Source organism: Ottowia sp. SB7-C50, from assembly GCF_033110285.1.
In the GTDB taxonomy this organism is placed as follows: domain Bacteria; phylum Pseudomonadota; class Gammaproteobacteria; order Burkholderiales; family Burkholderiaceae_C; genus Ottowia.
This window is the reverse complement of the sequence record NZ_CP136995.1, coordinates 3,040,527-3,063,161: the sequence shown is the minus strand read 5'-3', so window position 1 is coordinate 3,063,161 and position 22,635 is coordinate 3,040,527. Positions and strand designations below refer to the sequence as shown.

The following is a 22,635-nucleotide window of genomic DNA, read 5'->3' as shown; positions in this document are numbered from 1 at the left end:
GGACGACGCATGGGCTACAGCCTATTGCCAGAACCTGGGCACCGCACAAGCCACTGGGGTGCAGTGCGGAGCAACTTTGCAAATGCGCGCCAACGACGGCTCGGTGGTGGATCGGACCATAGCGCCGTACCTTTGTAAGTTCAACGATGGCAGCGCTGCCCCACTTTCTGGCCCCTATGTGCTGCAGCCTGCCAATATGGACGGCGATGGGATGGAGTGTCGTTTCAGGGCGCCGCTTGGCGGTCAGATGGGGGGGCGCCGACTTCGGGTTTACGGATGCCCGCTATGTGCTGACTACCAGCGCGGCCAACGAAACCAAAGGGTTCGAAGGCAACAACACCTTGGTGTACGCATGGACGCCGATCTACGACGCCATCTCGGACACGTTCACGCATGTTGCCGGCACTGCCAAATCGTACGATCTTCTGGCAAACGATCAGGCGGGCAATGCCGGTCCCATGAAACCGGTTGACCCGGCCCAGCCAGACGCGGTCCGATGGGGGTCGGTGTGCATGCGACGGACCATGGCTGGCTACAAGACTGATGCCACCAATCCGGCTGCGCTGAATTTCCACTCGAGCGTCTTCACCTCGCCAGCATTTGACCCCTTGTCCATTTGGAACACAGAGCCGTCCATGACTTTGCCGCTCGGCGTGAAGATCCAGAGAAACGGGCTTCTCGTCGTCCCGGCCAGCCTGCCGCCAGGTGAATATGACCTGTTTTACGTCTACGGTACGGGCATCGGCAGTGCGTCAATCCCTGCAGGTTACACGGACGACGGTCAGGTGTTTTACGGCGGTGGAGATGGCTGTGACCCGGTGCGAGACTACGCTGTGGTCAAGCTGCGCGTGGTGGCGCCCGTGCCGGTGCAGGTGCCCACGCTGGAGTTTGGCGCGCTGGCCATGCTGGTTGCATTGCTGGGCGTTGCGGGAATGGGGCGGCATCCGAAGCGTCGGGGCTGATCCGCGGCTGGGGTGCTTTGGCGCGCGGTGGCGTGGGTAAACTGGCGGTCTTGTCCCGCGCAACCGAATCACCTTCCTTGCACTCTCCACCAAACGGCCGAACCGTTCTCGTCACTGGCGCGGCGCGACGCCTGGGCCGCGCGATTGCGTTGGCCTGCGCACAAGCGGGTTGGCGGGTGGCCGTGCACTATCACACTTCGCGTCAGGGTGCTCTTGAAACCGTAGCTGAATGTGCTGAATGGAAGCCGGGTTGTGCCGCTTTCGGTGCCGATCTCTCGGACGAGGCTGCAACCCGTGCGCTGCTGCCGCGCGTGGTGGCCGATCTGGGCGCGGTGGACGCCGTAGTCAACAGTGCAGCGCTGTTCGACTACGACGACGCTGCCAGCTTTGGCTACGCCGTGATGGAGCGTCACTGGCGCACCAACACCGCCGCGCCGGTGCTGATGGCGCAGGCGCTTGCCGAGCACCTGGCCGCGCGCGATGCGCCCGCCGCCAGCGGCTGCGTGGTCAACCTGCTGGACCAGAAACTGTTCAACCCCAACCCGGATTTTCTGAGCTACACGCTCAGCAAGGCTGCGCTGCTGTCGGCCACCACGCTGCTGGCGCAGGCCCTGGCGCCGCGCGTGCGCGTGGTCGGCGTAGCACCGGGCCTGACACTGACCAGTCACCTGCTGCAACCGGCGCAGTTCGAGGCGCTGCACACGCAAAGCCCGCTGGGCCGCTCCTCCACACCAGAGGATGTGGCCAGCACCGTGTGCTTTGCGTTGCAAAACCACTCCATCACTGGCAGCACGCTGCTGGTTGATGGCGGGCAGCACCTGATGAAGTTCGAGCGCGATTTTTCGATGATGCAGCCATGACCGACACACCCGCCACTGGCGACCAGAGCCTGACGCTGACCGGTCTGCGCTTTGACGCCAGCCTGGGCATTCTGGCGCACGAGCGCAGCAGCACACAGCCGATCCAGGTCGACGCCGAACTGAACCTGGGCGCGCAGCCGCTGCACCCGCGCGACGACGACATCACCCACGTGCTGGACTACCGCAAGGTGCGCCAGATCATCATTGACGAGTGCACGGCCGAGCACGTGAACCTTCTGGAGTCGATGATCGGCAAGCTCAGTCAGCGGCTGCTGCAACTGCCCGGTGTGCTGGGCGTGCGGGTGAAGATCACCAAACTGGAAATTTTTGACGACTGCGCGGTGGCGATACGGATGGAGGCGGGGCGGTGGTGACTGCACCCCCTTATTTGCGGGCTGTATGCAAACTTTTTGTTGCAATAATTGTCTTGGACTCGTGGGTTTCATCGTGTGCATTTCATATGTGCTCGAGCAATGATCAAGAAGGGCGGTTATGGGCGTGATGATGTTTTGGCTACGAATGCCGGTTCGCTCATTGAGCGCACGCGCGTTGCGATGTGGTTTTATGGGTGCGGTGCTTTGGGCTACGGTCGCGGCGTCCGCGGCAGCCCAGATGATCGGCTTTGAAGTCCCGCCAAGCGGCGGGGAAGGCGCGTTTGACTGTGGCTACAGCGGGAGTACTCCGACGAGTTGTTGGAACAACCTTGATCGCAATCCGTTTGATGACATTGGCGCTTTGAACACGGCGGCATTTCGCATGGACGGCGACCGTGTCTGCGGCAAAGCCGATGCCCCAGCCAACGGCGGAAGTTGCTACATCTCCGTGATGCGCAATCCCAATGATGGGTTCACGCCGACCGCATCGTGGGACGGTTCCTGGGCGAATGGCGCGCCCGATCAGCAAGGTCAGATTTTCCGCGTGGCGAGCACTGGCACGGGCGCGCGCTCCATCACCGTTTTTTCGCGCGCCAATCCGTACCCTCGCTATGCTGGCAGCCGGTTTTATCCCCAAGGCTATGTCGGTGGAGACGGCTTGATTCGCGTCTACAGCCGTGATTCGACGGCAGGTACAAGCGGCTGGACGCTCTTGAATACGCAGGTGTGCACCAATACCAGCGCATGGGCGGCGTGTACCGTCAACTTCACGATTCCCTCCACGGCCCAGCAGGTCGCCTTCATGCTGGCACCAGCCCCCCCGTGTAGATACAGATCGGCTTGCGGTCGATTTCGATGATGTCAACGTGGCCGGCTTGTACCCTGCGCTGGTTGCACGCAACGACAACTACAGAGTGACTGCCGCAGGCGCCACGACCGCCAGTGTTGTGGTCAACGACACGGCCAATGGCACGGCGGCCGTGGTCGGCACCAATGTCACCGTAACGCCCGGCACGGCGCCGGTGCCGGCCCAGGGCGCTATCACCATGGCGGATGACGGCACCATCACCATCGCGCCCGGCACCACGCCAGGCACCTACAGCTACCCGTACCAAATCTGCGCGCTGCCCGCTCTTGCGCCCCCAGTGTGCGCCAGCGCCCTGGCCGCGATTACGGTGGTGGCGCAGCCGACGGCCGTGCCGACTTTGGGGCTATGGGCTCTGCTCGTGTTGTCGTGCGGGTTGCTGCTGGGGTATGGTGCTCGACGGCATTTCTATTGATTTGTGGTTATGTGACCTCAGCCGGAGAGTATTGTTGGCTGAAGCCCGGTGTGCGGGTGGGCGGCGGACGTAGGACAATCGGGCGATGAGCAACCGGATGGTTTCCGAAGACACGGCGGTGCAGGCCGGCCCCGCCGCGCGCACCTGCGCCGAGCGCGAGGCGCTCAAGCTCGAAAAGCGCCTGTGCCGCCAGGTCGGCCAGGCGATTGCTGACTTCCACATGATCGAGGAAGGCGACCGCGTGATGGTCTGCCTGTCGGGCGGCAAGGACAGCTATGGCCTGCTCGACGTGCTGATGAAGCTGCAGGCGCGCGCGCCGGTGCGCTTTGAGCTGGTGGCCGTCAACCTGGACCAGAAGCAGCCGGGCTTTCCGGCCGAGGTGCTGCCCAATTACCTGAAAGACCTGGGCGTCGAGCACCACATCGAGACGCAGGACACCTACAGCATCGTCAAGGCCAAGATCCCCGAGGGCAAGACCACCTGCAGCCTGTGCTCGCGCCTGCGGCGGGGCATTCTGTACAGCGTGGCGCGGCGGCTCAAGTGCAACAAGATCGCGCTGGGCCACCACCGTGACGACATGCTGCAGACGCTGCTGCTCAACATGTTCTTCGGCGGCAAGATCAAGGGCATGCCGCCCAAGCTGACCAGCGACAACGGCGAATTCATCGTCATCCGCCCGCTGGCCTATGTGGACGAGCGCGACCTGGTGGCCTGGGCGGCGCACCGGCAGTTCCCCATCATCCCGTGCAACCTGTGCGGCAGCCAGGAGAACCTGCAGCGCAAGCAGATCGGCGACATGCTGCGCGAATGGCAGAAGAAGTACCCCGGCCGCATCGAAAACATGGCCACCGCGCTGCAGAACGTGGTGCCCTCGCACCTGATGGACGGAACCTTGCACGATTTCAGGAACCTGAAGGCCACGGGCGTGCCCGACGCCGACGGCGACACCGCCTTCGACGAGGCGCCGCTGCCCGAGCCGGTGGGTGCGCCGTTCGGCGGCGTGGCGCTGGTCCACGCCTGATTTTTTTGGGAAAAATCCCGGGGGGTGCGCTGATGTGGTTTGCGCGGACAGCTCTTATTTTGCTAGCAAGTGCCCTGACGGCGTGCGCCACCGGCCCGCGCACCGTGGGGGCCGACGTGCGCACCAGCGCCGCGCAGCCGCCGGGCAACGCGGTGCTGCAGGGCGCCCACTACCGGTTTGAACGCGGCCCGCTGGTGGCCGGCCAGCCCGCGCCCGAAAAGCTGGAAGCCATGGCGCAGGCTGCCTTGGCCCGCGTGGGCGTGGTGCGCGACGACGCACGGCCGCGCGTCAGCGTGCAGGTGGGCGGCTATGTCAACGCGTACTGGATGGACGATGCGTTCTACAGCGGCCGCAGCAACGCCAGCCTGGCGCTCGGCATGGGTATTGGGCGCGGCTGGCGCGGCGGCGGCATCGGCTTCGGCCTGGGCTGGCCGCTGCAGGACCCGTCGATTCCCGTCTACGCCAGCGAAGTCAGCCTGCTGATGCGCGATGTGCAGACCGGCCAGATCGTCTACGACACGCGCGCCCGCCACGACGGCCCCTGGCACGACACCGAGAACGTGCTGGCGGCGCTGTTCGTCGCCGCGCTCGAAGGCTATCCGCAGCCGGCGCAGCCCGTGCGCCGCGTCGGCGTGCCGCTGCTGCCGCCCCCCGCGCCCCCGGCGCCGGTGTCTGCCACGCCCGCGCGCTGACGGCCGGCAAACGCGGCGCGCCGCCACGCCGCGATGGCATGATGGCGCCATGCAAGCCACCCGCATCCTCGCCATTCGGCACGGAGAAACCGCCTGGAACGTGGGCGGACGCATCCAGGGCCACCTGGATATTCCGCTGAACGATACCGGCCGCGCGCAGGCCCGCCGCCTGGCGCGCGCCCTGGCCGGGCGCGACGCCATCGACCTGATCGTCAGCAGCGACCTGGCCCGCGCGTTTGAAACCGCGCGCACCGTGGCCGACGCCACCGGCGCGCCGCTGGTGGCCAACGCGGCGCTGCGCGAGCGCTGCTTCGGCGACTTCCAGGGCCAGACCTACGCCGAGATCGCCGACACCTGGCCCGACGATGCCGAACGCTGGCGCCGGCGCGAACCCGCCTGGTCGCCGCCGGGCGGGCAGGGCGAGTCATTGCTATTGTTCAGAGAGCGTGTCACGCAGGCTGTACAAGCGCTGGCGGCCGAAAACACCGGCAAGCACATCGCCCTGTTCACGCACGGCGGCGTGCTGGACGTGCTGTACCGCGCCGCCACCGGCCTGGGCCTGCAGGACGCGCGCACCTGGCAGATCGGCAACACGGCGGTCAACCGCCTGCTGTGGACGCCGGATGCCGGCCTTTCGCTGGTCGGCTGGGCCGACACCACCCACCTCGAAGACGACACCCTCGATGAAATCACGGCATGAGCTTTCCGACCGCCTGACCGCCCTGGTCGGCCAGGGCGTGGAGGCCATCGAAACGCCCGCCCTGGTGGTTGACCTGGACGCCGCCCAGCGCAACCTGCAGCGCATGGCCGAGTTCGTGGCGCGCCACCGGGTGCGCCTGCGCCCGCACGCCAAGATGCACAAGAGCGCCGAATTCGCGCGCCTGCAGCTGCAGGCCGGCGCCGTCGGCGTGTGCGTGCAGACGGTGCACGAGGCCGAGGCGCTGGCTGCCGGGGGCGTGGACGACATTCTCATCACCAACGAGGTGCTGGCGCCCACCAAGCTGCACCGCGTGGCCGCGCTGGCGCACCAGCTGAAGGCGCGCGGCGGGCAACTGGGCATCGCGGTCGATAGCGCCGAAGGCATCGAGCGGCTGGCGCAGGCCATGCGCCTGACCAACGCGGCGATCGACGTCTACATCGAAGTCGACATCGGCCAGGGCCGCTGCGGCGTGGCGCCGGGCGATCCCACCCTGCAACTGGCGCGGCAGCTGGCCGAGCGCGCACCCGGCCTGCGCTATGCCGGCCTGCATGCCTACCACGGCGGCGCGCAGCACCTGCGCACCGGCGACGAGCGCCGCGCCGCCATCGCCGAGGCCGCGCGCCGGCTGGACGACACGCGCCAGCTGCTGGCGTCGGCCGACCTGGCGCCGCCGCGCATCACCGGCGCCGGCACCGGCACCTTTGCGCACGAGGCCGCCAGCGGGCTGTGGGACGAGATCCAGCCCGGCAGCTACCTGTTCATGGACGCCGACTATCTGAAGAACGCGCGCGAGCCGGCGCAGCCCGCCTTCGAGCCGGCGCTGTTCGTCAAGTCGCAGGTCATCAGCGCGTCGGCCGACCGCGCCGTGTGCGACGCCGGCCACAAGAGCCACGCCATCGACAGCGGCCTGCCGCTGGTGCACGCGCTGCCCGACCAGCCGGCTCTGGTGTTTGGCAACGGCGGCGACGAGCATGGCGTGCTGCGCCCCGCCACGCCCGGCGGTGTGCTGCCCGCGCTGGGCGACACGGTGTGGCTGATCCCCGGCCACTGCGATCCCACGGTGAACCTGCACGACGCGCTGGTGGTGGTGCGCGGCGGGCTGGCGGACGGCCGCGTGGAGGCGGTCGTCCCCGTCGATGGGCGTGGCGCGCACTGATTCGGCGCCCGGCCGCACCTGGCTGCTGCTGGCCATCGCCGCGGCCGCGCTGACCACCGCCAGCGCCACCTTGGGGTGGCTGGGCCTGCACCGCGCCACCAAGCCGCTGGTGATGGTGTTTGCCATCATTTTTGTAGCTGCTCGCGCGCGCCAGTCAAGCGCTGCAGCGCCATCACGCCTGGGGTTGACGGCGGCGCTGGCGTGCTCGCTGGTGGGCGACGTGTTTTTGATGTTCCCCGGCTACTTCATCCCCGGCCTGGTCGCGTTTCTGCTGGCGCACGGGGTCTACATCTCGCAGTTCAAGCGCGGCGTGCCGTGGCTGCCGAGCCGGGGTGCGCTGGCGGCGACGCTGGCAATCGGCGCCGTAATGTACGCCGTGCTGTGGACGGGCGGGCTGCCCGCCGGGCTGCGCGTGCCGGTGGCTGTCTACGTGCTGGCCATTGCGCTGATGGCGGCGCAGGCCCTGGGCCGCGCGCGCTGGCTGGGCGACCGGCCGGCGGCGATGGTGGCGGCCGGCGCCTGCGCCTTCATGCTGAGCGACGCGCTGCTGGCGCTGAACCGCTTCGTGCAGCCGCTGCCGCTGGCGCCGCTGTGGGTGCTGTCGAGCTACTACGTTGCTCAGTTATTGATAGCTGTCGGCGCTTTTCCAGCCAGCGCCGCAGCCCAAAAGAACCTCACCATCACGGCCGGCTGAGCGGGATCTGCGTCTCGAACTTCGCCCGCCTGACGGCGAAAAACGCGCGCACGTTGCGCACATTGGCGTCCTGCGTGAACAGCCGTTCGGCCACGTCCTGGTAACCCGGCATGTCGGCCACGCGCAGTACCAGAATGAAGTCGGGGCCCGGCGCCACGCGCCAGCACTGCGCCACGGCGGCTTCCTGCACGGCGCGGCGCTCGAAGGCGTCCAGGTGTTCGGCGCCCTGGCGGTCGAGCGACACCTCGGCAATGGCGGTCAGGCCGTGGCCCTGCAGCGCGGCGATCTTGTCCTCGTCCAGCAGGGCCACCTGGCGCGCGATCAGCCCGGCGTCGCGCAGACGGCGGGTGCGCCGCAGAGCGGTCGGCGGCGAGATGCCGAGCGCCTGCGCCAGCGCCTGGTTGCTGGGGTTGGCGTCGGCTTGCAGGGCGCCCAGCAGCGCCCAGTCGGTGGAATCCAATTCCATAATTTATCTTAAATGGATCAATTATTTCTTATTGTTCAATGATTGAATGATTATTCCATCTGTTGATGAAATTTGAATGCTAATTTTTCTGCATCGTCGTTAGCATCCTGTCATGTCCGGCTTGGCCGGCCCTCCCTTGCCAGAAAGGCCCCGTCACCATGTGCGGCATCGTCGGCGCGGTTTCCACGCGCAACATCGTTCCCATCCTCATCCAGGGCCTGCAGCGGCTGGAATACCGCGGCTACGACTCGTGCGGCGTGGCCGTGCATGCGGCTGGCCCGGGGCGCGGCGCGGGCGAGTTGCGGCGGCTGCGCGGCATTTCGCGCGTGGCCGACCTGACGGCCGAATGCGAGGCCGAGCAGCTGCAGGGCTTGACCGGCATCGCCCACACGCGCTGGGCCACGCACGGCGCGCCCGCCATCGACAACGCGCACCCGCACGTCAGCCGCGGGCCGTATTCGCGCGACGAAGACCGGCCCGACCGCCTGACGCTGGTGCACAACGGCATCATCGAGAACCATGAGGAACTGCGCGCCGAACTGCAGGCGCGGGGCTATGTCTTCAGCAGCCAGACCGACACCGAAACCATCGTCCACCTGATCGACAGCCTGTACGAAGGCGACCTGCTGGCCGCCGTGCAGGCCGCCACGCAGCGCCTGCGCGGCAGCTATTCGATCGCCGTGCTGCACCGCGACGAGCCGCAGCGGCTGGTGGGCGCGCGCGAAGGCTCGCCGCTGGTGCTGGGCGTGGGCGCTGACGGCAAGGAGATGTTCTTGGCCAGCGACGCCATGGCGCTGGCCGGCGTGACCGACCAGATCGTCTACCTGGAAGAGGGCGACGTCGTCGACGTGCAACTGGGCAAGTACTGGATCACCGACCGCGCCGGCCAGCGCGCGCAACGCCCCGTGCGCACCGTGCAGGCTATGAGCGGCGCGGCCGAGCTGGGGCCGTACCGCCACTACATGCAGAAGGAAATCTTCGAGCAGCCGCGCGCCGTGGCCGACACGCTGGAAGGCATCGAGGCCATCGTGCCCGAGCTGTTCGAGGCCGCGCAGCACCACGCGCCGGGCGACGGCGCGCACGCCACCTTTGGCGCGGTGCGGCAGGTGCTCATCCTGGCCTGCGGCACCAGCTACTACGCCGGCTGCGTGGCCAAGTACTGGCTCGAAGCCATCGCCCGCATCCCGACGCAGGTCGAGATCGCCAGCGAGTATCGTTATCGCGAATCCGTGCCGTCGGCTGACACGCTGGTCGTCACCATCAGCCAGTCGGGCGAAACCGCCGACACGCTGGCCGCGCTGCGCCACGCGCAGCAACTGGGCATGCGCCACACGCTGACGGTGTGCAACGTGGCCACCAGCGCCATGGTGCGCGAATGCAAGCTGGCGTTTCTGACCCGCGCCGGCGCCGAGATCGGCGTGGCCAGCACCAAGGCCTTCACCACGCAACTGGTCGGGCTGTTTCTGCTGACGCTGGCGCTGGCCCAGGCGCGCGGCCTGACCACGCCCGAGCAGGAAGCCGCCCACCTGAAGGCGCTGCGCCACCTGCCCGCCGCCTTGCAGGGCGTGCTGGCGCTGGAGCCGCAGGTCATTACCTGGGCCGAGCAGTTTGCCGCCAAGGAAAACGCGCTGTTTCTGGGCCGCGGCCTGCACTACCCCGTGGCGCAGGAAGGCGCGCTCAAGCTCAAGGAAATCACCTACATCCACGCCGAGGCCTACGCCGCCGGCGAACTCAAGCACGGCCCGCTGGCGCTGGTCACCAGCAGCATGCCGGTGGTCACCGTTGCGCCCAACGACGCGCTGCTGGAAAAGCTTAAGAGCAACATGCAGGAAGTGCGCGCCCGCGGCGGCGTGCTGTACGCCCTGGCCGACGCCGACACCCGCATCGACACCGGCGACGGCCTGCACGTCATCCGCATGCCCGAACACTACGGCCCGCTTTCGCCCATCCTGCACACCGTGCCGCTGCAATTGCTGGCGTATCACACCGCCGTGGCGCGCGGGACTGACGTGGACAAACCGAGGAACCTGGCGAAGAGTGTGACGGTGGAGTGAGGCGCCGGACGGTGGGCGCCGCTCCGCGCAGGCCCACAAGAGCGGTGCTCTGAACGCTTCTGATGCCTGTGTCGCCGCAAGCGCAAACACGACACCGCGGCGGCCGCGCGATGCATGAGTCCAGCGGCCAGGTGGAGGGGCGGATGAGCGCCACGGGCGACTGGCCCACACGCCCCCGTCCGACTATTCGGCCGTGATAATGCTCCTCTTCACCACATCCGCCCAGCGCTGTTCGTCCTTGGCGACCAGGCGGCCGAACTCGGTGGGGGGTGGACGTGGTGGGCACCATGCCTTGGGACTCGAAGGCCTTGGCGACGTCTTCGCGCTTCAGGATCTGATTGATCACCTGGTTGAGACGAGACACGACGTCCGCTGGCGTGCCCTTGGGTGCCAGCACGCCGTACCACATGTCGATGTTGTCGGCGGTCACGCCAGCTTCGGCCAGGGTGGGCACATCCGGCAATTGGGCAAGGCGTTTGGCGCTGCCGGTCGCGACGGCGCGAAGCTTGCCTTCACGGATGTGCTGAAGCGCCACGTGCACGGGCAGGAACATGTAGTCAATGCGGCCGGCCAGCAGGTCGGTGACAGCGCCGGCGGTGCCTTTGTAGGGAACGTGCAGCATCTCGGCGCCCGTGCGCTGCAGGAACAAGGCCATGGACAGGTGATGAGGCGTCCCGACGCCCGGCGTCGCGTAAACCAACTGGCCAGGCTTGGCCTTGGCGGCCGAGAGAACTTCGGCCACCGTGGTGGTGGCTTGCGCCTTGGGATTGGTGACCAGCAGCAACGTTCCCCACGATGTCTGCGCCACGGGCGTGAAGTCGTTGACCGGGTCGTACGCCAGCTTCTTGTAGAGGCTCTTGTTCATCACCAACGTGTTGACCTGCACCAGCAGCGTATGACCGTCGGGCTTGGCGCGGGCGACTTTCTCGCTGCCGATGTTGCCGCTGGCGCCTGCCACGTTGTCCACGACCACGGGTTGGCCCAGTGCGGACGGAAGATGGGCCGCGAGCTGCCGGGCAATCAGATCAATGCCGGTTCCAGGGGTGTAGGGCACGACCAGCGTGATCGATTGCGTCGGCCAGGCTGCCGACGCGGACAGCGCAGTGGACAACAGGGATGCAGTCAGAAATTTGCGGCACCAGTTCTTGATCATCGTTGGGTTCCTTGAGAACGAAGCCATGGAATCAACCCTGAAGCGTTACGTCAGCGCGACGGTCAACGGGTCGTAGGGATACAGCCACCCATTCCTGGATGCGGCAATGTTTCGATCCTTGAACGCGCGTCGCATCTCATCGGGATCTGCGATGTGGTACAGGTCGGCCATTTCGTTGGACTCCCTCACCACCCGGGCCGCGCGAGGTGCGCGGTGCGCCTGGTAAACCTGCAGCGCCTCGCGCAGTGGCCGACCCTCCAGCGCGCGCGCCAGCACGGCGGCGTCTTCGATCGCCATGGCGGCGCCCTGGGCCATGTACGGCAACGTGGGGTGCACGGCGTCACCCAGCAAGGTCACACGGGCAGTGCTCCATTGCATGACGGGTTCACGGTTGTTGAGAGCCCAGCGGAAGCATTGGTCCCGGTCCACGTTCTCGATGGCCGCCCGGACCATGGGGTGCCAACCCGCGTAATCGTGGTCCAGTTCTTCCCATGGCTTGCGGGCGGTCCACGACTCCTGCTCCCAAGGACGCTCCACGCAGCCTACGAAGTTCAGCAGCTGGCCGGCGCGCATGTAATACATGACGGCATGATTCCTGGGGCCGCACCAGATCGTGGAGGCGAGCGGCGGGCGAAGCTGCGCTGGAATGCGTTCGGTCGGAATGCTCAGCCGCCACGCCACCTGGCCTGTGAATACGGGCGGCGCTGCATCCACCACGTGCTGGCGAACCAGGGACTTGATGCCGTCCGCCCCCACCAGCAACTCGGCCGCCACCTGTTGGCCGTCTTCAAACTGCACCCGGGCTTCGTCCTGGGTTTCAGACACCTGGACGGCGCGCTTGCCCAACTGAACCGCCTCCCGGTCCAGCGCCCGCACCTGCGCCAGCAAGCCTGCATGAAGATCCACGCGGTGAATCTGGTAGTAGGGCGCACCATGGGCAAGGTGGTGTGCGTGACCCAGCGCGATTCGATGGAGCAGCTCCCCATCGTCGAACCGGCGAAACTCGAAGGATTCGGGTTTGACGCCTTGGCTCTCCAGCGTCGGCTTGAGCCCCAGCCCGTACAGGACTTTGACTGCGTTGGCACTCATCTGTACGGCGGCACCCACTTCGCCCAGCGCTGGCGCCTGCTCGTACACGCGAACACGATGGCCACGCCGGATCAAGCTGGCAGCAGCGGTCAAGCCGCCAATGCCAGCGCCAATGATTGCGATCTGCATCTGCTTGTCGAATTTTGATTTAGGTTAGCACGCTAACTATTGCGGTATGCTAACTTGCCCTACATCAAGAACCTACCGGGATAACCCTGAATGGCTGCTGCTGTCATCGCCTCCATGGAAGCGCTTTATGAGCGCCCAGGCTTTCTGCTGCGGCGCGCTCATCAGATATCCGTCGCGCTGTTCGAATTGCACTGTGGCGACCTTGGATTGACGCCACCACAGTTTGGTGTGCTGTCCGCCATCGCGGCTTCGCCCGGCATCGACCAGGCCACGCTGGCCCGGGCGCTGGGTTACGACAAGGTCACCGTGCTGCACGTCGTGCGGGGACTGGAGGCGCGCGACCTGGTGACGCGCTCTGACGGGGTCGCCGATCGCAGGCGAATCTCGCTCACGTTGACAGAAGGTGGCAGCACTTTGCTCGCCAGGGCGCGCAAAGCCAGTCTGCGCGCATCCGAACAACTTCTGGCCCCATTGAAGCCGCAAGAGCGAGTCCAGTTTCTGAGCTCGCTGGACCGTATCTGCAACGAACTTGAACAGCTTGCACGCGCGCCCATGATCAAGCTCGGCAAAACCCCCCTGACTGCTGGGTAACGCCCGAGGTCACGGTTCCAGCGCGGGCGCTGGGGTGGCGCGGCAACGCACGGGCGATGGGCCTCGTCACCGATCACCCTGGCGTCGTCATCACGCCGGGCCGTCACGCACCAACCCAGCGCGCGCCGGGCCCATGCGGACGCCCCGGGCTCCACACGCGCGCCCACGCAGGTCCGGGGGGTGTCCTGCCCGCCCCATTGTCCTGTCCCGGCCGACCAGGCCCCTCCTTTGAGGAGGGGGAATCGCCGGTTGTGGCCACCTATTCTTCCTGACTGCTGCTGCGGTTGGAGGCCGGCGAGGTTGGGGGAACGTCGAACCACCTGTGATGGGGTGGCGCGCTGACGTTGACCCTCGTGCCGCGCGACGGGCCCCGCCCGACAAGAGATCCTGAGGAGACCTGTGATGACAAGACTGTCGAAAATCGTGATGCTGGGCGCGATGGGCGCCGCCGGTTCCGTGTGCGCTCAATCGAGCGTGACCCTGTACGGCACCGCCGATACCGGCGTGCTGAGCATTTCAAACACCGCCACCGGCAAGCCAGGGTACATCCCGTCGCTCAACGCGACCGGCCGCACCAACATGTACAAGGACGGCGGCATCGGGGCCAGCAACTGGGGCGTGCGTGGCAAAGAGGACCTGGGGGGCGGTTACGGGGCCACTTTTCAGTTCCAGGGCAACATCAACACCGCCGCCGGCGCGGCAGGCGGCCCCAACAGCAGCTCGGGCCAGTCCACTTTCAACCAGATGGCGACGGTGGGCTTTTCGGGGCCGTTCGGCGAGGTGAAACTGGGCCGGCAAATGTCACCCATGATGTTCGCCATGGCGAGCACCGATGTCAGGCAGGCGCGCTATTTCGGCAGTGCGCTGACGGCGCTGGTGGGCATGAACAGCGCCAGTGGCGCGTTCATTGGCAACAACTCCAACGTGGCGTTCGGCACGGTCTACAACGACAGTGCCATTGTCTACACGACCCCCACCTGGAACAACTTCACCGCGCACCTGGCTTACGCAGCCGGTGAATCGACCGGGTTCGGCAAGGCCAACTCGCAGCAGACGGCGGCACTTCTGTATGCGTCGGGGGGGCTGCGCCTGTCGGCGTTCTATTACAACGGCTATGGCAACAACCTGCCCGTCGCCACCGCGCTCTACACCGGCGCCACTGGCAGCGCAGCAGCGGGCAGCAGCGCCGCGACAGCAGCCGGCTTCAGCCCGACGGCCAACACCAACCGCTTGATGTCGGTGGGTGCGCTGTACAAGTGGGATGTGTTCACGGTCAGCGGGGCCTACTACAAGGCACGCAACCCTGCGCGCGCGGTCATGCCGGGCGGCGCGGCGAGCATGGACATGTACACCCTGGGCGCCGGCTGGCAGATTCGTCCGAACCTGAATTTCACGAGCGGCTACTACCGCCTCAAGGACGACACCAACGCCGGGCACAGTGCGACGCAGCTCGCCGTCGGGCTGGACTATCTCCTGTCCAAGCGCACCGTGCTGTACGCGCAGGCCGCCACCATCAGGAACAAGGGCGCCAACATGAACTTGAGCCCCGTCTATGCGACACCCGTGGCCGCCGACCGCAATGTCAGTGCCTGGATGCTCGGCATTCGCCACACGTTCTGACGGCTAAACGCCGAGAGGGCTTGGCGAAACACCGCCGATTCGAAGGGGCCGTTGGCTGCATGCCCATGGCCCCTGTCTCTTTCTTGAGTTGAAAGTCTCCATGAGCGCACGATTTCAGGACCAGGTGGTTCTCATCACAGGGGCTACCGCGGGCATCGGGTATGCGGCGGCAGTGGCTTTCGCGCGCGAGGGCGCCCGCCTGATGGTGTCCGGACGCAACATCGAAGCTGGAAAAAAACTGCTGACCGAACTGCAAGCACTGGGCGCGCAGGCCGAGTTCGTGCGGGCCGAGGTCAGTGACGAGTCGCAGGTCGCCCAGTTGGTGGACGCGTGTGTCGCCCGCTTCGGACGCGTGGATGTGGCCGTCAACAGCGCGGGCCTGGAGGGCCAGGGCGGCTCGATCATGGACCAGACCGTGGACACCTACACCAGCACCTTCAACGCCAACGCGCTCGGCACTTTTCTGTGCCTCAAGCATGAGATGCGCGTGATGTCGAAGCAGAAGTCTGGCGCCATCGTCAACCTGTCGTCGACCATGGGCAGCCGCGGCAATGCGCGTGCGCCCATGTACGTGGCGAGCAAGCACGCCATCGAAGGTTTCACGAAGGCGGTGGCGCTGGAAGGCTGCCAGTACAACGTGCGCGTCAATGCCGTGGCGCCCGGCCCCATCGCCACCGAGATGCTGGATCGCATTGCCGGTGGCGCGCAGAACGTGCCCGCCGTGGCCGCCACCATTCCCGCCGGCCGCGTGGGCGAGCCGCAAGAGGTGGCCGACGCCATCCTGTTCCTGGCCTCCGCGCAGGCGACTTACATCATGGGCCAGATTCTGGCCGTCAATGGCGGCAAGACCGCCATGTGAGGGCACCATGCATATTCCCGAAGACATCACATTCCTGCTGGTTCCTGGCTTGCGCGAGCACGTGCCGGAGCATTGGCAAACCCATCTGCAAGCAGAGCTTCCGCGCGCGGTATGCGTGAAGCCCCTGAAAGAAAACAAGCTCAGTTGCGCCGCGCGCGTCGAGGCGCTGAACGACACGCTGGCGGCCATTGAAGGCCCGGTGATCATCGTCGCGCACAGCGCGGGGGTCATGATCACGGTGCATTGGGCGCAGCGCTACCAGCGTCCGATCCACGGTGCCTTGCTCGCGGCGCCGGCCGATGTGGAGGAGCCCATGCCGGCGGGCTACCCCACGCTGGAGCAACTCAGCAGCCACGGATGGGCGCCCATTCCCATTGCCCCGCTGCCATTCCCGTCCATCCTGGCCGCCAGCCGCAACGACCCGCTCGCGCGATTCGAAAAGGCGCGGCAGATGGCGGTGGCGTGGGGCTCGCGCCTGGTCGATCTGGGCGAGGTGGGTCATCTCAATCCGGCGGCGGGCTTCGGGCCGTGGCCAGGCGCCAAGCCGCTGCTGCAACAACTGATCTGACGGCTGCCATGACCGGAGATAGCGCCGCAGCGCCGCGATTGCATATTGCCTTTCATCTGGACGTCGTCTGCCCTTGGTGCTGGATCGGCACGCGCAACCTGCGCATAGCGATCCAGGATCTGCACAAACTCCTTCCCACGGTGGCGATACGGCTGGCGTGGCACGCCGAGCCGCTGCTGCCCCAGATTCCCGATCAAGGCGTTGACTTTCAGGCGTTCTATCTGGCGCGCCTGGGCAGTGCCGAGGCGGTGGCCGACCGGCGCGCGCAGGTCAACGCAGTCGCCAGGACGGTGGGGCTGCAGATCGACTTCGACGCCATCACCACCTTCCCGAACTCGCGCGAGGCGTGCGAGTTGATCAACAGCGCGCAGGCGCGGCTGACGACGGATCAGATGTTCGAACTGGTGGAGTCGCTCTACGCCGCCTTCTTCGTGCAGAACCTCAACATCGGCCGGCCCGATGTCTTGCACCAACTGGCGCAGGCAGCAGGTGTCCCCACAGACCTCGCACCGTGGTCGGCGCCGCTGCACCCGGCCCACGCGCCGGCCAATGGGGTGCCGCATTTCGTCTTCAACAGCCAGCAGGCATTGACCGGCGCGGTGCCGGCGACTGACCTGCTTCAGGCGATGGCGCGCGCGGTGGCGGCCACGCCACGAAGGGTGGCAAACGGAAGCTGACCGCTTCGCATCACCGGCGTTTGCTCCACGGCGCTACCGATAAATCAAGAGGCAAAAATGATCACGGCCGACTCGCCCGCAGATACCACGACGCGCTTTGACAGCCAGGTGAGCCGGCCACGCGCCTGGTTCGCTTTCGCCATGATCTTTCTGCTGATGATGTCAGACTACGTGGACCGACAGATCATCGTGTCCCTGTTCCCGCATTTGAAGCAGGAGTGGGGCTTGTCGGACAAGCAACTCGGTGCGCTGGTGTCGGTCATCTCCGTCGTGGTGGCCGTGGGCAGCATTCCGGTCGCGCTCCTGGCCGACCGCTTCGGCCGCGTCAAGAGCATCTTCGTCATGGCCACGGTCTGGAGCCTGGCCACCATTTCGTGCATGTTTGCCCGCAGTTACGGGCAACTGTTCGCCGCGCGTGCCGTGGTGGGCCTGGGCGAGACGGGCTATGGCTCGGTGGGCGCGGCGCTTATCAACGCGCTGTTTCCCAAGCGCCTGCATGCCACTTTGCTTGGCGCCTTCTTTGCCGCCAGCTCGGTCGGGGCCGTGCTGGGCGTGGTGCTGGGTGGCATCATTGCCGAGCACTGGGGCTGGCGCGCGGCGTTTGGCGCCGTCGGCTTTCCCGGACTCGTGATGGCGCTGCTGTTCCTGCTGGTGCCGGACTACAAGAACGTCATCGTGAAGATGAAGCCGGCCCTCAAGAGCGCCGACACCAAGGCCTATGTGTTCCGCATGCTAAGCACCTTGAGCCGTGGCAAGACCATGCTGCTGGTGTGCATCGCGGGGTCGTTCCAGCTCATCGTGGTGTCCACCATGTGGTCGTGGGTGCCGAGCTACCTCAATCGGTACCACGGCATGTCGGTGGCCACGGCCGCCAAATACGCCGGCGTGCTGGTGCTGTGCGGTGCGCTGGGGGCGGTGTTCTGGGGCCACGTGGCCGATCGAATGGCGCGCCGGCGCAGCGCCAACAAGCTGCTGCTGCTGGTCGGCACCACCACCGCCACGGCGTCCTTGTTCATTTTTGCCTTTGCCGTATCGCTGCCGCCTGCCGTGCAGTTTCCGCTGATTCTGCTGGGCGGCTTCATGATGACCTGCACCGTGGGCGTATCGGTCAGCGCGGTGCTGGACGTTACGCACCCCGGACTGCGTTCGACAGGTGGGGCGGTGCACGCCTTTGCCATCAACCTGTTCGGTCTGGCGGTAGGCCCTTTCATCACCGGCATCATGTCGGATGTGTGGAGCCTGCAGACCGCGATGGCGTTGATTCCGGCGGCCGGTTTCTTGTCGGCATTTTTCTACTGGCGCGCTTCGCGCACGTATGAGGCCGACGCGGCTGCCGTCGCGGCCGACTTTGAGGCGGTCAACGGCTGACCTGCGTTGAAGTGCGCGGGGCGGAATGACTCAAGAGGCTTCTTCGCACACGGTCGGCAGCGCCCGCGGTCCCGACACGCTGATCCGCAGCGCCAGCCTGGCGGGCTACATCGACCTGATGCTCGAACTGGGCCACGACCCGCACGCGCTGTTGCGCGAAGTGGGTCTGTCGGCGCGCTGGCTCGAAGACCCTGAGGCGCTCATCTCCGTGCAAGCCGTGCGCGAGGTGCTGGAAGTGTCCGCCCGCACGACTGGCGTGCAAGACCTTGGGTTGCGGCTGGTGGCAAGGCGCAGCTTTTCCAACCTCGGGCCGATCAGCCTGGTGCTGAACGAAGAGCCCACGCCGCGCCAGGCGCTCGACACGCTGTGCCGCTACCTGAAGCTGCTGAGCCCCGCCTTGGTCATCCGTGTCGAGGAGGCGGGTGCGAACGCCATCATTCGGCAGGACTTGCTGCCCATCGCCGGGCTGTCGGCTCGCCAGTCGATTGAGATGGCCGTCGGCGTCATGTTTCGCCTGCTGCGCGAGTTGATCGGGCCGGGGTGGCAAGCGCGGCAAGTGAGCTTTATGCACCGCGCGCCAGTCGATGCGGCAAGCCACCGCGCATTCTTCGGCCGCGCGCCGCTGTTCAACCAGGAGTTCAATGGCCTGGTCTGTGCACTGGCCGATCTGCACAGGGTGCGAACGCCCGACAACCCCGGCGTGGCCCGCTTCGCGCGTGACCATTTCGAGGCCGCCCTGCGCCGGCGCGGCGCAAGCGTGCGGGCGTCATGCAAGGAACTGATCGTGGCGTTGCTGTCCGGCGGCCGCTGCACCGCCGAGCAAGTCGCGGGGCACATGCGGATGGACAGGCGCACACTGCACCGACATCTGAGTGTGGAGGGGCAGTCGTTCTCGGTCTTGCTGGATGAAGTCCGCAGGGAACTCGCCTTGCGCCACTTGCGGGAAAGCGATTTGCCGCTGGGCGAAGTGGCCGCGCTGCTGGGCTTTTCCAGCCTCAGCAGCTTCAGCCACTGGTTCCGCGCGCATTTCGGCAACAGCGTCTCAGGTTGGCGCAGGCACCAGGGTGAATCCAGCGCAGGCTCCGCACCGGTTCGCCCACGCAAGCACAACCGACCGGACCCAGGCATGGTGGCTGCCGAAGCGCCCGGCCAGAGCTGAGTTCCGCACGGCCGGATCAGGCGGCCTTGCGCAGGAAGCCCTGGCTGGCCCCCGGGCGGTTGGGCGCGAAGCCGTTGGCGGCCAGGCTTTCTTCGACGGTGTCGTAGAACACGCCGATCTTGCAGATCTCGCGCGCCTGCTGCGCTGTGGCAATGGGCCGACCAAACTCGCGCGAGATGCGCACCAGTTGCTCGATCTGCGACACCGTGCTGGCCTTGGCGCTGCGGTCCTGGTTCCACAGGCAGTCCTCGGTGCCGCAGCGCACGTGCAGGCCCATGGCGATGCCGAACATGTTGACCGGCAGCACATTGCGCACGTTGCTTTCCACCGTGAGCACGGCGCCGTCGGGCACGGCGCGCACGAAGTTGGCCAGGCTGTAAATGCTGGGCGTGTCCATGCCGCCGGCGATGGCGACCCAGTTCATCACCAGCGGCCCCTTGTAGAAGCCGCGCCGCATCAGCCGCTCGACCGATTCAAAGCTGTTGATGTTGTAGCACTGGAAGGCGCTCTGGATGCCGGCCGCCGTCAGGCGCCGCACGTGATCCTCCACCCAGCCGGGCTGGGCGGGCACCGTCATTTCCTTGTAGGCGTTGAAGATGGCCGGGTTGGCGCGTGAGGTGCCGCGAAAATCCGCGTCCTCGGCCTGGTCGGTCACGTTCATCTGCGAGGTGTTCACTGTCACCGTGACCTGGTCGGGCACGGGCGCCAGCTCGGCCAGCATGTGGCGCGTGTCGTCGCTCAGCCATTTGGCCGCCTGGCCCTCGTTCTCGGGCGCGAAGCTGATCGAGCCGCCGACCTGGATGATCATCTCGGGCACCGCCTTGCGCACGCCGGCGATCAGTTCGTTGAACATGGACAGGCGCTTGCTGCCCTTGCCGTCCAGTTCGCGCACGTGCAGGTGCAGCACGGTGGCGCCGGCGTTGTAGCAGTCCACGGCTTTCTGGATTTGCTCCTCCATCGTGACCGGAATGTCCTCTGGAAAATCCGAGGGCAGCCAGCCAGGGGCATAGGGCGCGGCCGTGATGATCAGCGGCGGCTGGTTTTCGGGGAACAGGTGACCGTCGAGAAAATTCATGGTGGACTCCGAGGGGGTGAAAATAAATGGAATAGGCTTGAAGCGCTCATGGGGCAAGCGCAGTCAGCTATTAATTAAATAGCAAAACAAATGGCCGCGGAGCAGGCCGCACCAGAACGCCGTGGAGCGGGCTTGGCCCGGCCACTGGCGTTGTCCCCCTGGGGGGAAGACGCCGCAGGCGGCTCAGGAGGGATCAATACGGCCTGTCGCCGACGATGCCCGCGCGCTCCATCTTGCGCGGCGCGGGGTAGTAGTCGTTGCAGGCGTAATGCTGCGTGCTGCGGTTGTCCCACACCGCCACGTCGCCCGGCTGCCAGGACCAGCGCACCTGGTATTCGGGGATGCTGGCGCGGCTCGTCAGGTAGTTGAGCAGCAGCGAGGCGCCGGGCGACTTGTCGATGCCGTGGCGCACGTTGTCGGGCGTGCTCCAGTTGACGAAATGCGTGGTGAAGCCCGCGCCCACGAACAGCAGCTTCTCGCCCGTCTCGGGGTGCGTGCGCACCACGGGGTGCTCCACCGGCGGATGGTCCTGCGCCAGCTGGGCGCGCGCCTCGGGCGTCATCACGGCACCGAAGGTGTGCTCGATGCTGGCCTTGGCGCGCAGGTTGCCGATGGTGTGCTTGATGTGCTCGGGCAACTCGTCGTAAGCCTTGACCATGTTGACCCAGATGGTGTCGCCGCCCACGTCGGGGCATTCGATGCAGCGCAGCACCGCGCCCATGGCCGGGTTGGGCCGCCACAGGCCGTCGCAGTGGTAGGTGTTTTCGTAGCTGTGCGGGTTGTCGCTGCGGTAAATGCGCACCAAGCCGGGGTGGTCGGGGTCGCTGCCGGCCACGGGGTGCGTTTCAAGCGGGCCAAAGCGTTCGGCAAAGGCCACGTGCTCGGCGCGCGTGATGTCTTGGCCGCGGAAGAACAGCACGCGGTGCTTGAGCAACGCGGCCTTGACGTCGGCGAACAGCGCGCCGTCGCGCGCCGCGTCGCCCAGGTGGATGTCGGATACCACGGCGCCAATGGCGGGGGTGAGGGGTTTGATCTTCATGCGGCGCCTCCAATTTCAGGACGGGCAAACATCAGTTCAACCGAATGCCGTACTTCTCGACGATGGCGGCGCTGCGCTCGGACATTTGCCGCGTCTCGCGCGACAGCACCGAGGTGTCCACGATGATCTCGGGCTCCAGCCCCACGTCCGAGAGCTTTTGCCGCACGGCGGGCGCCTGCGCCGCCTTGGCCACCGCGGCCTGGATGCGCGCCAGCACCGGTGCGGGCACCTTGGCCGATCCGATCAGGCCCACCCAACCGAGGAAATTCAGTTCGGGGTAGCCCACTTCCGTCGTGGTCGGCACGTCCGGCAGGTGCTGCGAGCGCTGGCGGCCGGAAAAGGCGTAGGCGCGCAGCTTGCCGCTCTTGATGAGCGGCACCGAGGTCAGCATGCCGTCGAACATGATGTCCACCTGCCCGCCCAGCAGCGCCTGAAGGGCCGGCGGCGATCCGGCAAAACCCACGTGCTGCATGTCGAGCCCCGCCTTGTCGCTGAGGATCAGTCCGGCGTAGTGCGACACGGTGCCGGGGCTGTAGCTGGCGAAATTGCCTTTTCCCTTGCGCGTCTTCAGGTGCGCCACCAGGCCCTGAAAATCCCGCGCCGGGTTGCTGGCCGGCGCCACCAGCACCACGCCCGAGCGGGCCAGCGATGCCACGGGGATGACGTCTTTGAGCGGATCGAAGGGCACCTTGATGACGTGCGGGATCTCGGCCAGCACGTTGCTGGCGGCCATCACGAGGGTGTCGCCATTCGGCGGCGCCTGCAGCATGGCCTGGATGCCGATGGAGCCGCCCGCGCCGGGCTTGTTCTCGACCACCACCGGCTGCCCGATGTCGGCCGACAGCTGCTGGCCGAGGATGCGGCCGACGATGTCCATCGTGCCGCCTGCGGGCGCCGGCACGATGAGCTTCACCGGCCGCTCACCCCAAGCCCAGGCGCTGCACGCCAGCGCCCATCCCATCACCGCCGTGGCGGCGCGTACTGACCATTTCATTGAGATGTCTCCTGTGATGTTCTGGATGCCCGTGCATCCACGGATCAGTATCAGC

At 66.5% G+C, this 22,635-nt stretch carries 23 protein-coding genes and 1 pseudogene; 18 read left to right on the top strand and 6 right to left on the bottom strand.

All coding sequences use genetic code 11. The annotated features are described in order from the left end of the window. Positions 1–287: 287 nt before the first annotated feature. From R0D99_RS14630 to R0D99_RS14585, 10 genes are all read left to right on the top strand, one after another. Positions 288–962, top strand: a complete 675-nt coding sequence (locus R0D99_RS14630; protein WP_317748893.1) for a hypothetical protein — start codon at positions 288–290, stop codon at positions 960–962. A gap of 77 nt (positions 963–1,039) precedes the next feature. Further along, positions 1,040–1,822: an SDR family oxidoreductase gene (locus R0D99_RS14625; protein ID WP_317748892.1), complete on the top strand. Its 783-nt coding sequence runs from the start codon at positions 1,040–1,042 to the stop codon at positions 1,820–1,822. After that, entirely contained in the window at positions 1,819–2,196 is a 378-nt protein-coding gene (locus R0D99_RS14620) for a dihydroneopterin aldolase (protein ID WP_317748891.1), read from the top strand. Before R0D99_RS14625 ends, R0D99_RS14620 begins: the two co-directional genes overlap by 4 nt. Positions 2,197–2,314: 118 nt before the next feature. Next, a complete protein-coding gene (locus R0D99_RS14615) occupies positions 2,315–3,055 on the top strand; it encodes a hypothetical protein (protein ID WP_317748890.1) in 741 nt (246 codons plus the stop codon). A gap of 7 nt (positions 3,056–3,062) precedes the next feature. Further along, entirely contained in the window at positions 3,063–3,476 is a 414-nt protein-coding gene (locus tag R0D99_RS14610) for an IPTL-CTERM sorting domain-containing protein (RefSeq protein ID WP_317748889.1), read from the top strand. Between the two features lie 97 nt (positions 3,477–3,573). Then, positions 3,574–4,497, top strand: coding sequence for a tRNA 2-thiocytidine(32) synthetase TtcA (gene ttcA, locus R0D99_RS14605; RefSeq protein ID WP_317751126.1), 924 nt, complete (start codon positions 3,574–3,576; stop codon positions 4,495–4,497). Positions 4,498–4,556: 59 nt separating this feature from the next. Beyond that, positions 4,557–5,189 carry a hypothetical protein gene (locus R0D99_RS14600; RefSeq protein ID WP_317748888.1) on the top strand — a complete coding sequence of 211 codons (633 nt, stop codon included), beginning with the start codon at positions 4,557–4,559 and terminating at the stop codon, positions 5,187–5,189. A 49-nt stretch (positions 5,190–5,238) separates the two neighbouring features. Then, entirely contained in the window at positions 5,239–5,889 is a 651-nt protein-coding gene (locus R0D99_RS14595; RefSeq protein ID WP_317748887.1) for a histidine phosphatase family protein, read from the top strand. After that, complete coding sequence (locus tag R0D99_RS14590) at positions 5,873–7,045, top strand: DSD1 family PLP-dependent enzyme (RefSeq protein WP_317748886.1); 1,173 nt, start codon at positions 5,873–5,875, stop codon at positions 7,043–7,045. Before R0D99_RS14595 ends, R0D99_RS14590 begins: the two co-directional genes overlap by 17 nt. Further along, on the top strand, positions 7,032–7,739 hold the full coding sequence (locus tag R0D99_RS14585; RefSeq protein WP_317748885.1) for a lysoplasmalogenase: 708 nt from the start codon (positions 7,032–7,034) through the stop codon (positions 7,737–7,739). Before R0D99_RS14590 ends, R0D99_RS14585 begins: the two co-directional genes overlap by 14 nt. On the opposite strand, the gene R0D99_RS14580 is transcribed toward R0D99_RS14585, so the two are convergent. Next, positions 7,726–8,205 (bottom strand): Lrp/AsnC family transcriptional regulator, encoded by a 480-nt coding sequence (locus R0D99_RS14580; RefSeq protein WP_317748884.1) that lies wholly within the window; start codon positions 8,203–8,205, stop codon positions 7,726–7,728. The genes R0D99_RS14585 and R0D99_RS14580 overlap by 14 nt on opposite strands. Before the next feature lie 158 nt (positions 8,206–8,363). Between R0D99_RS14580 and glmS the strand changes: the two genes are divergently transcribed. Beyond that, a complete protein-coding gene (gene glmS, locus R0D99_RS14575; RefSeq protein WP_317748883.1) occupies positions 8,364–10,259 on the top strand; it encodes a glutamine--fructose-6-phosphate transaminase (isomerizing) in 1,896 nt (631 codons plus the stop codon). Between the two features lie 183 nt (positions 10,260–10,442). On the opposite strand, the pseudogene R0D99_RS14570 reads toward glmS, so the two are convergent. After that, positions 10,443–11,412: pseudogene (locus R0D99_RS14570) on the bottom strand (Bug family tripartite tricarboxylate transporter substrate binding protein). A gap of 45 nt (positions 11,413–11,457) precedes the next feature. Beyond that, positions 11,458–12,630 carry an FAD-dependent monooxygenase gene (locus tag R0D99_RS14565; protein WP_317748882.1) on the bottom strand — a complete coding sequence of 391 codons (1,173 nt, stop codon included), beginning with the start codon at positions 12,628–12,630 and terminating at the stop codon, positions 11,458–11,460. Between the two features lie 90 nt (positions 12,631–12,720). Here R0D99_RS14565 and R0D99_RS14560 point away from each other — a divergent pair, with 90 nt between their 5' ends. From R0D99_RS14560 to R0D99_RS14530, 7 genes are all read left to right on the top strand, one after another. Then, on the top strand, positions 12,721–13,221 hold the full coding sequence (locus R0D99_RS14560) for a MarR family winged helix-turn-helix transcriptional regulator (protein WP_317748881.1): 501 nt from the start codon (positions 12,721–12,723) through the stop codon (positions 13,219–13,221). 402 nt (positions 13,222–13,623) lie between these two features. Next, complete coding sequence (locus R0D99_RS14555; RefSeq protein WP_317748880.1) at positions 13,624–14,841, top strand: porin; 1,218 nt, start codon at positions 13,624–13,626, stop codon at positions 14,839–14,841. A gap of 100 nt (positions 14,842–14,941) precedes the next feature. Further along, a complete protein-coding gene (locus R0D99_RS14550) occupies positions 14,942–15,700 on the top strand; it encodes a glucose 1-dehydrogenase (protein WP_317748879.1) in 759 nt (252 codons plus the stop codon). Between the two features lie 7 nt (positions 15,701–15,707). Further along, positions 15,708–16,268 (top strand): RBBP9/YdeN family alpha/beta hydrolase, encoded by a 561-nt coding sequence (locus tag R0D99_RS14545; protein ID WP_317748878.1) that lies wholly within the window; start codon positions 15,708–15,710, stop codon positions 16,266–16,268. A gap of 8 nt (positions 16,269–16,276) precedes the next feature. Next, a complete protein-coding gene (locus R0D99_RS14540) occupies positions 16,277–16,945 on the top strand; it encodes a DsbA family oxidoreductase (RefSeq protein WP_317748877.1) in 669 nt (222 codons plus the stop codon). 57 nt (positions 16,946–17,002) lie between these two features. Next, positions 17,003–18,313 (top strand): MFS transporter, encoded by a 1,311-nt coding sequence (locus R0D99_RS14535; protein ID WP_317748876.1) that lies wholly within the window; start codon positions 17,003–17,005, stop codon positions 18,311–18,313. Between the two features lie 25 nt (positions 18,314–18,338). Next, positions 18,339–19,472, top strand: a complete 1,134-nt coding sequence (locus tag R0D99_RS14530; protein ID WP_416365900.1) for an AraC family transcriptional regulator ligand-binding domain-containing protein — start codon at positions 18,339–18,341, stop codon at positions 19,470–19,472. Between the two features lie 16 nt (positions 19,473–19,488). Here R0D99_RS14530 and R0D99_RS14525 read toward each other — a convergent pair whose 3' ends face one another. The 3 genes from R0D99_RS14525 to R0D99_RS14515 form a co-directional block, all read right to left on the bottom strand. Beyond that, positions 19,489–20,547, bottom strand: a complete 1,059-nt coding sequence (locus tag R0D99_RS14525; RefSeq protein WP_317748874.1) for a 3-keto-5-aminohexanoate cleavage protein — start codon at positions 20,545–20,547, stop codon at positions 19,489–19,491. A gap of 193 nt (positions 20,548–20,740) precedes the next feature. Then, the gene (locus R0D99_RS14520; protein ID WP_317748873.1) at positions 20,741–21,586 is read right to left on the bottom strand and encodes a TauD/TfdA dioxygenase family protein; all 846 of its coding nucleotides are present in this window, start codon (positions 21,584–21,586) and stop codon (positions 20,741–20,743) included. Between the two features lie 31 nt (positions 21,587–21,617). After that, complete coding sequence (locus tag R0D99_RS14515) at positions 21,618–22,580, bottom strand: tripartite tricarboxylate transporter substrate binding protein (RefSeq protein ID WP_317748872.1); 963 nt, start codon at positions 22,578–22,580, stop codon at positions 21,618–21,620. Positions 22,581–22,635: the final 55 nt, after the last annotated feature.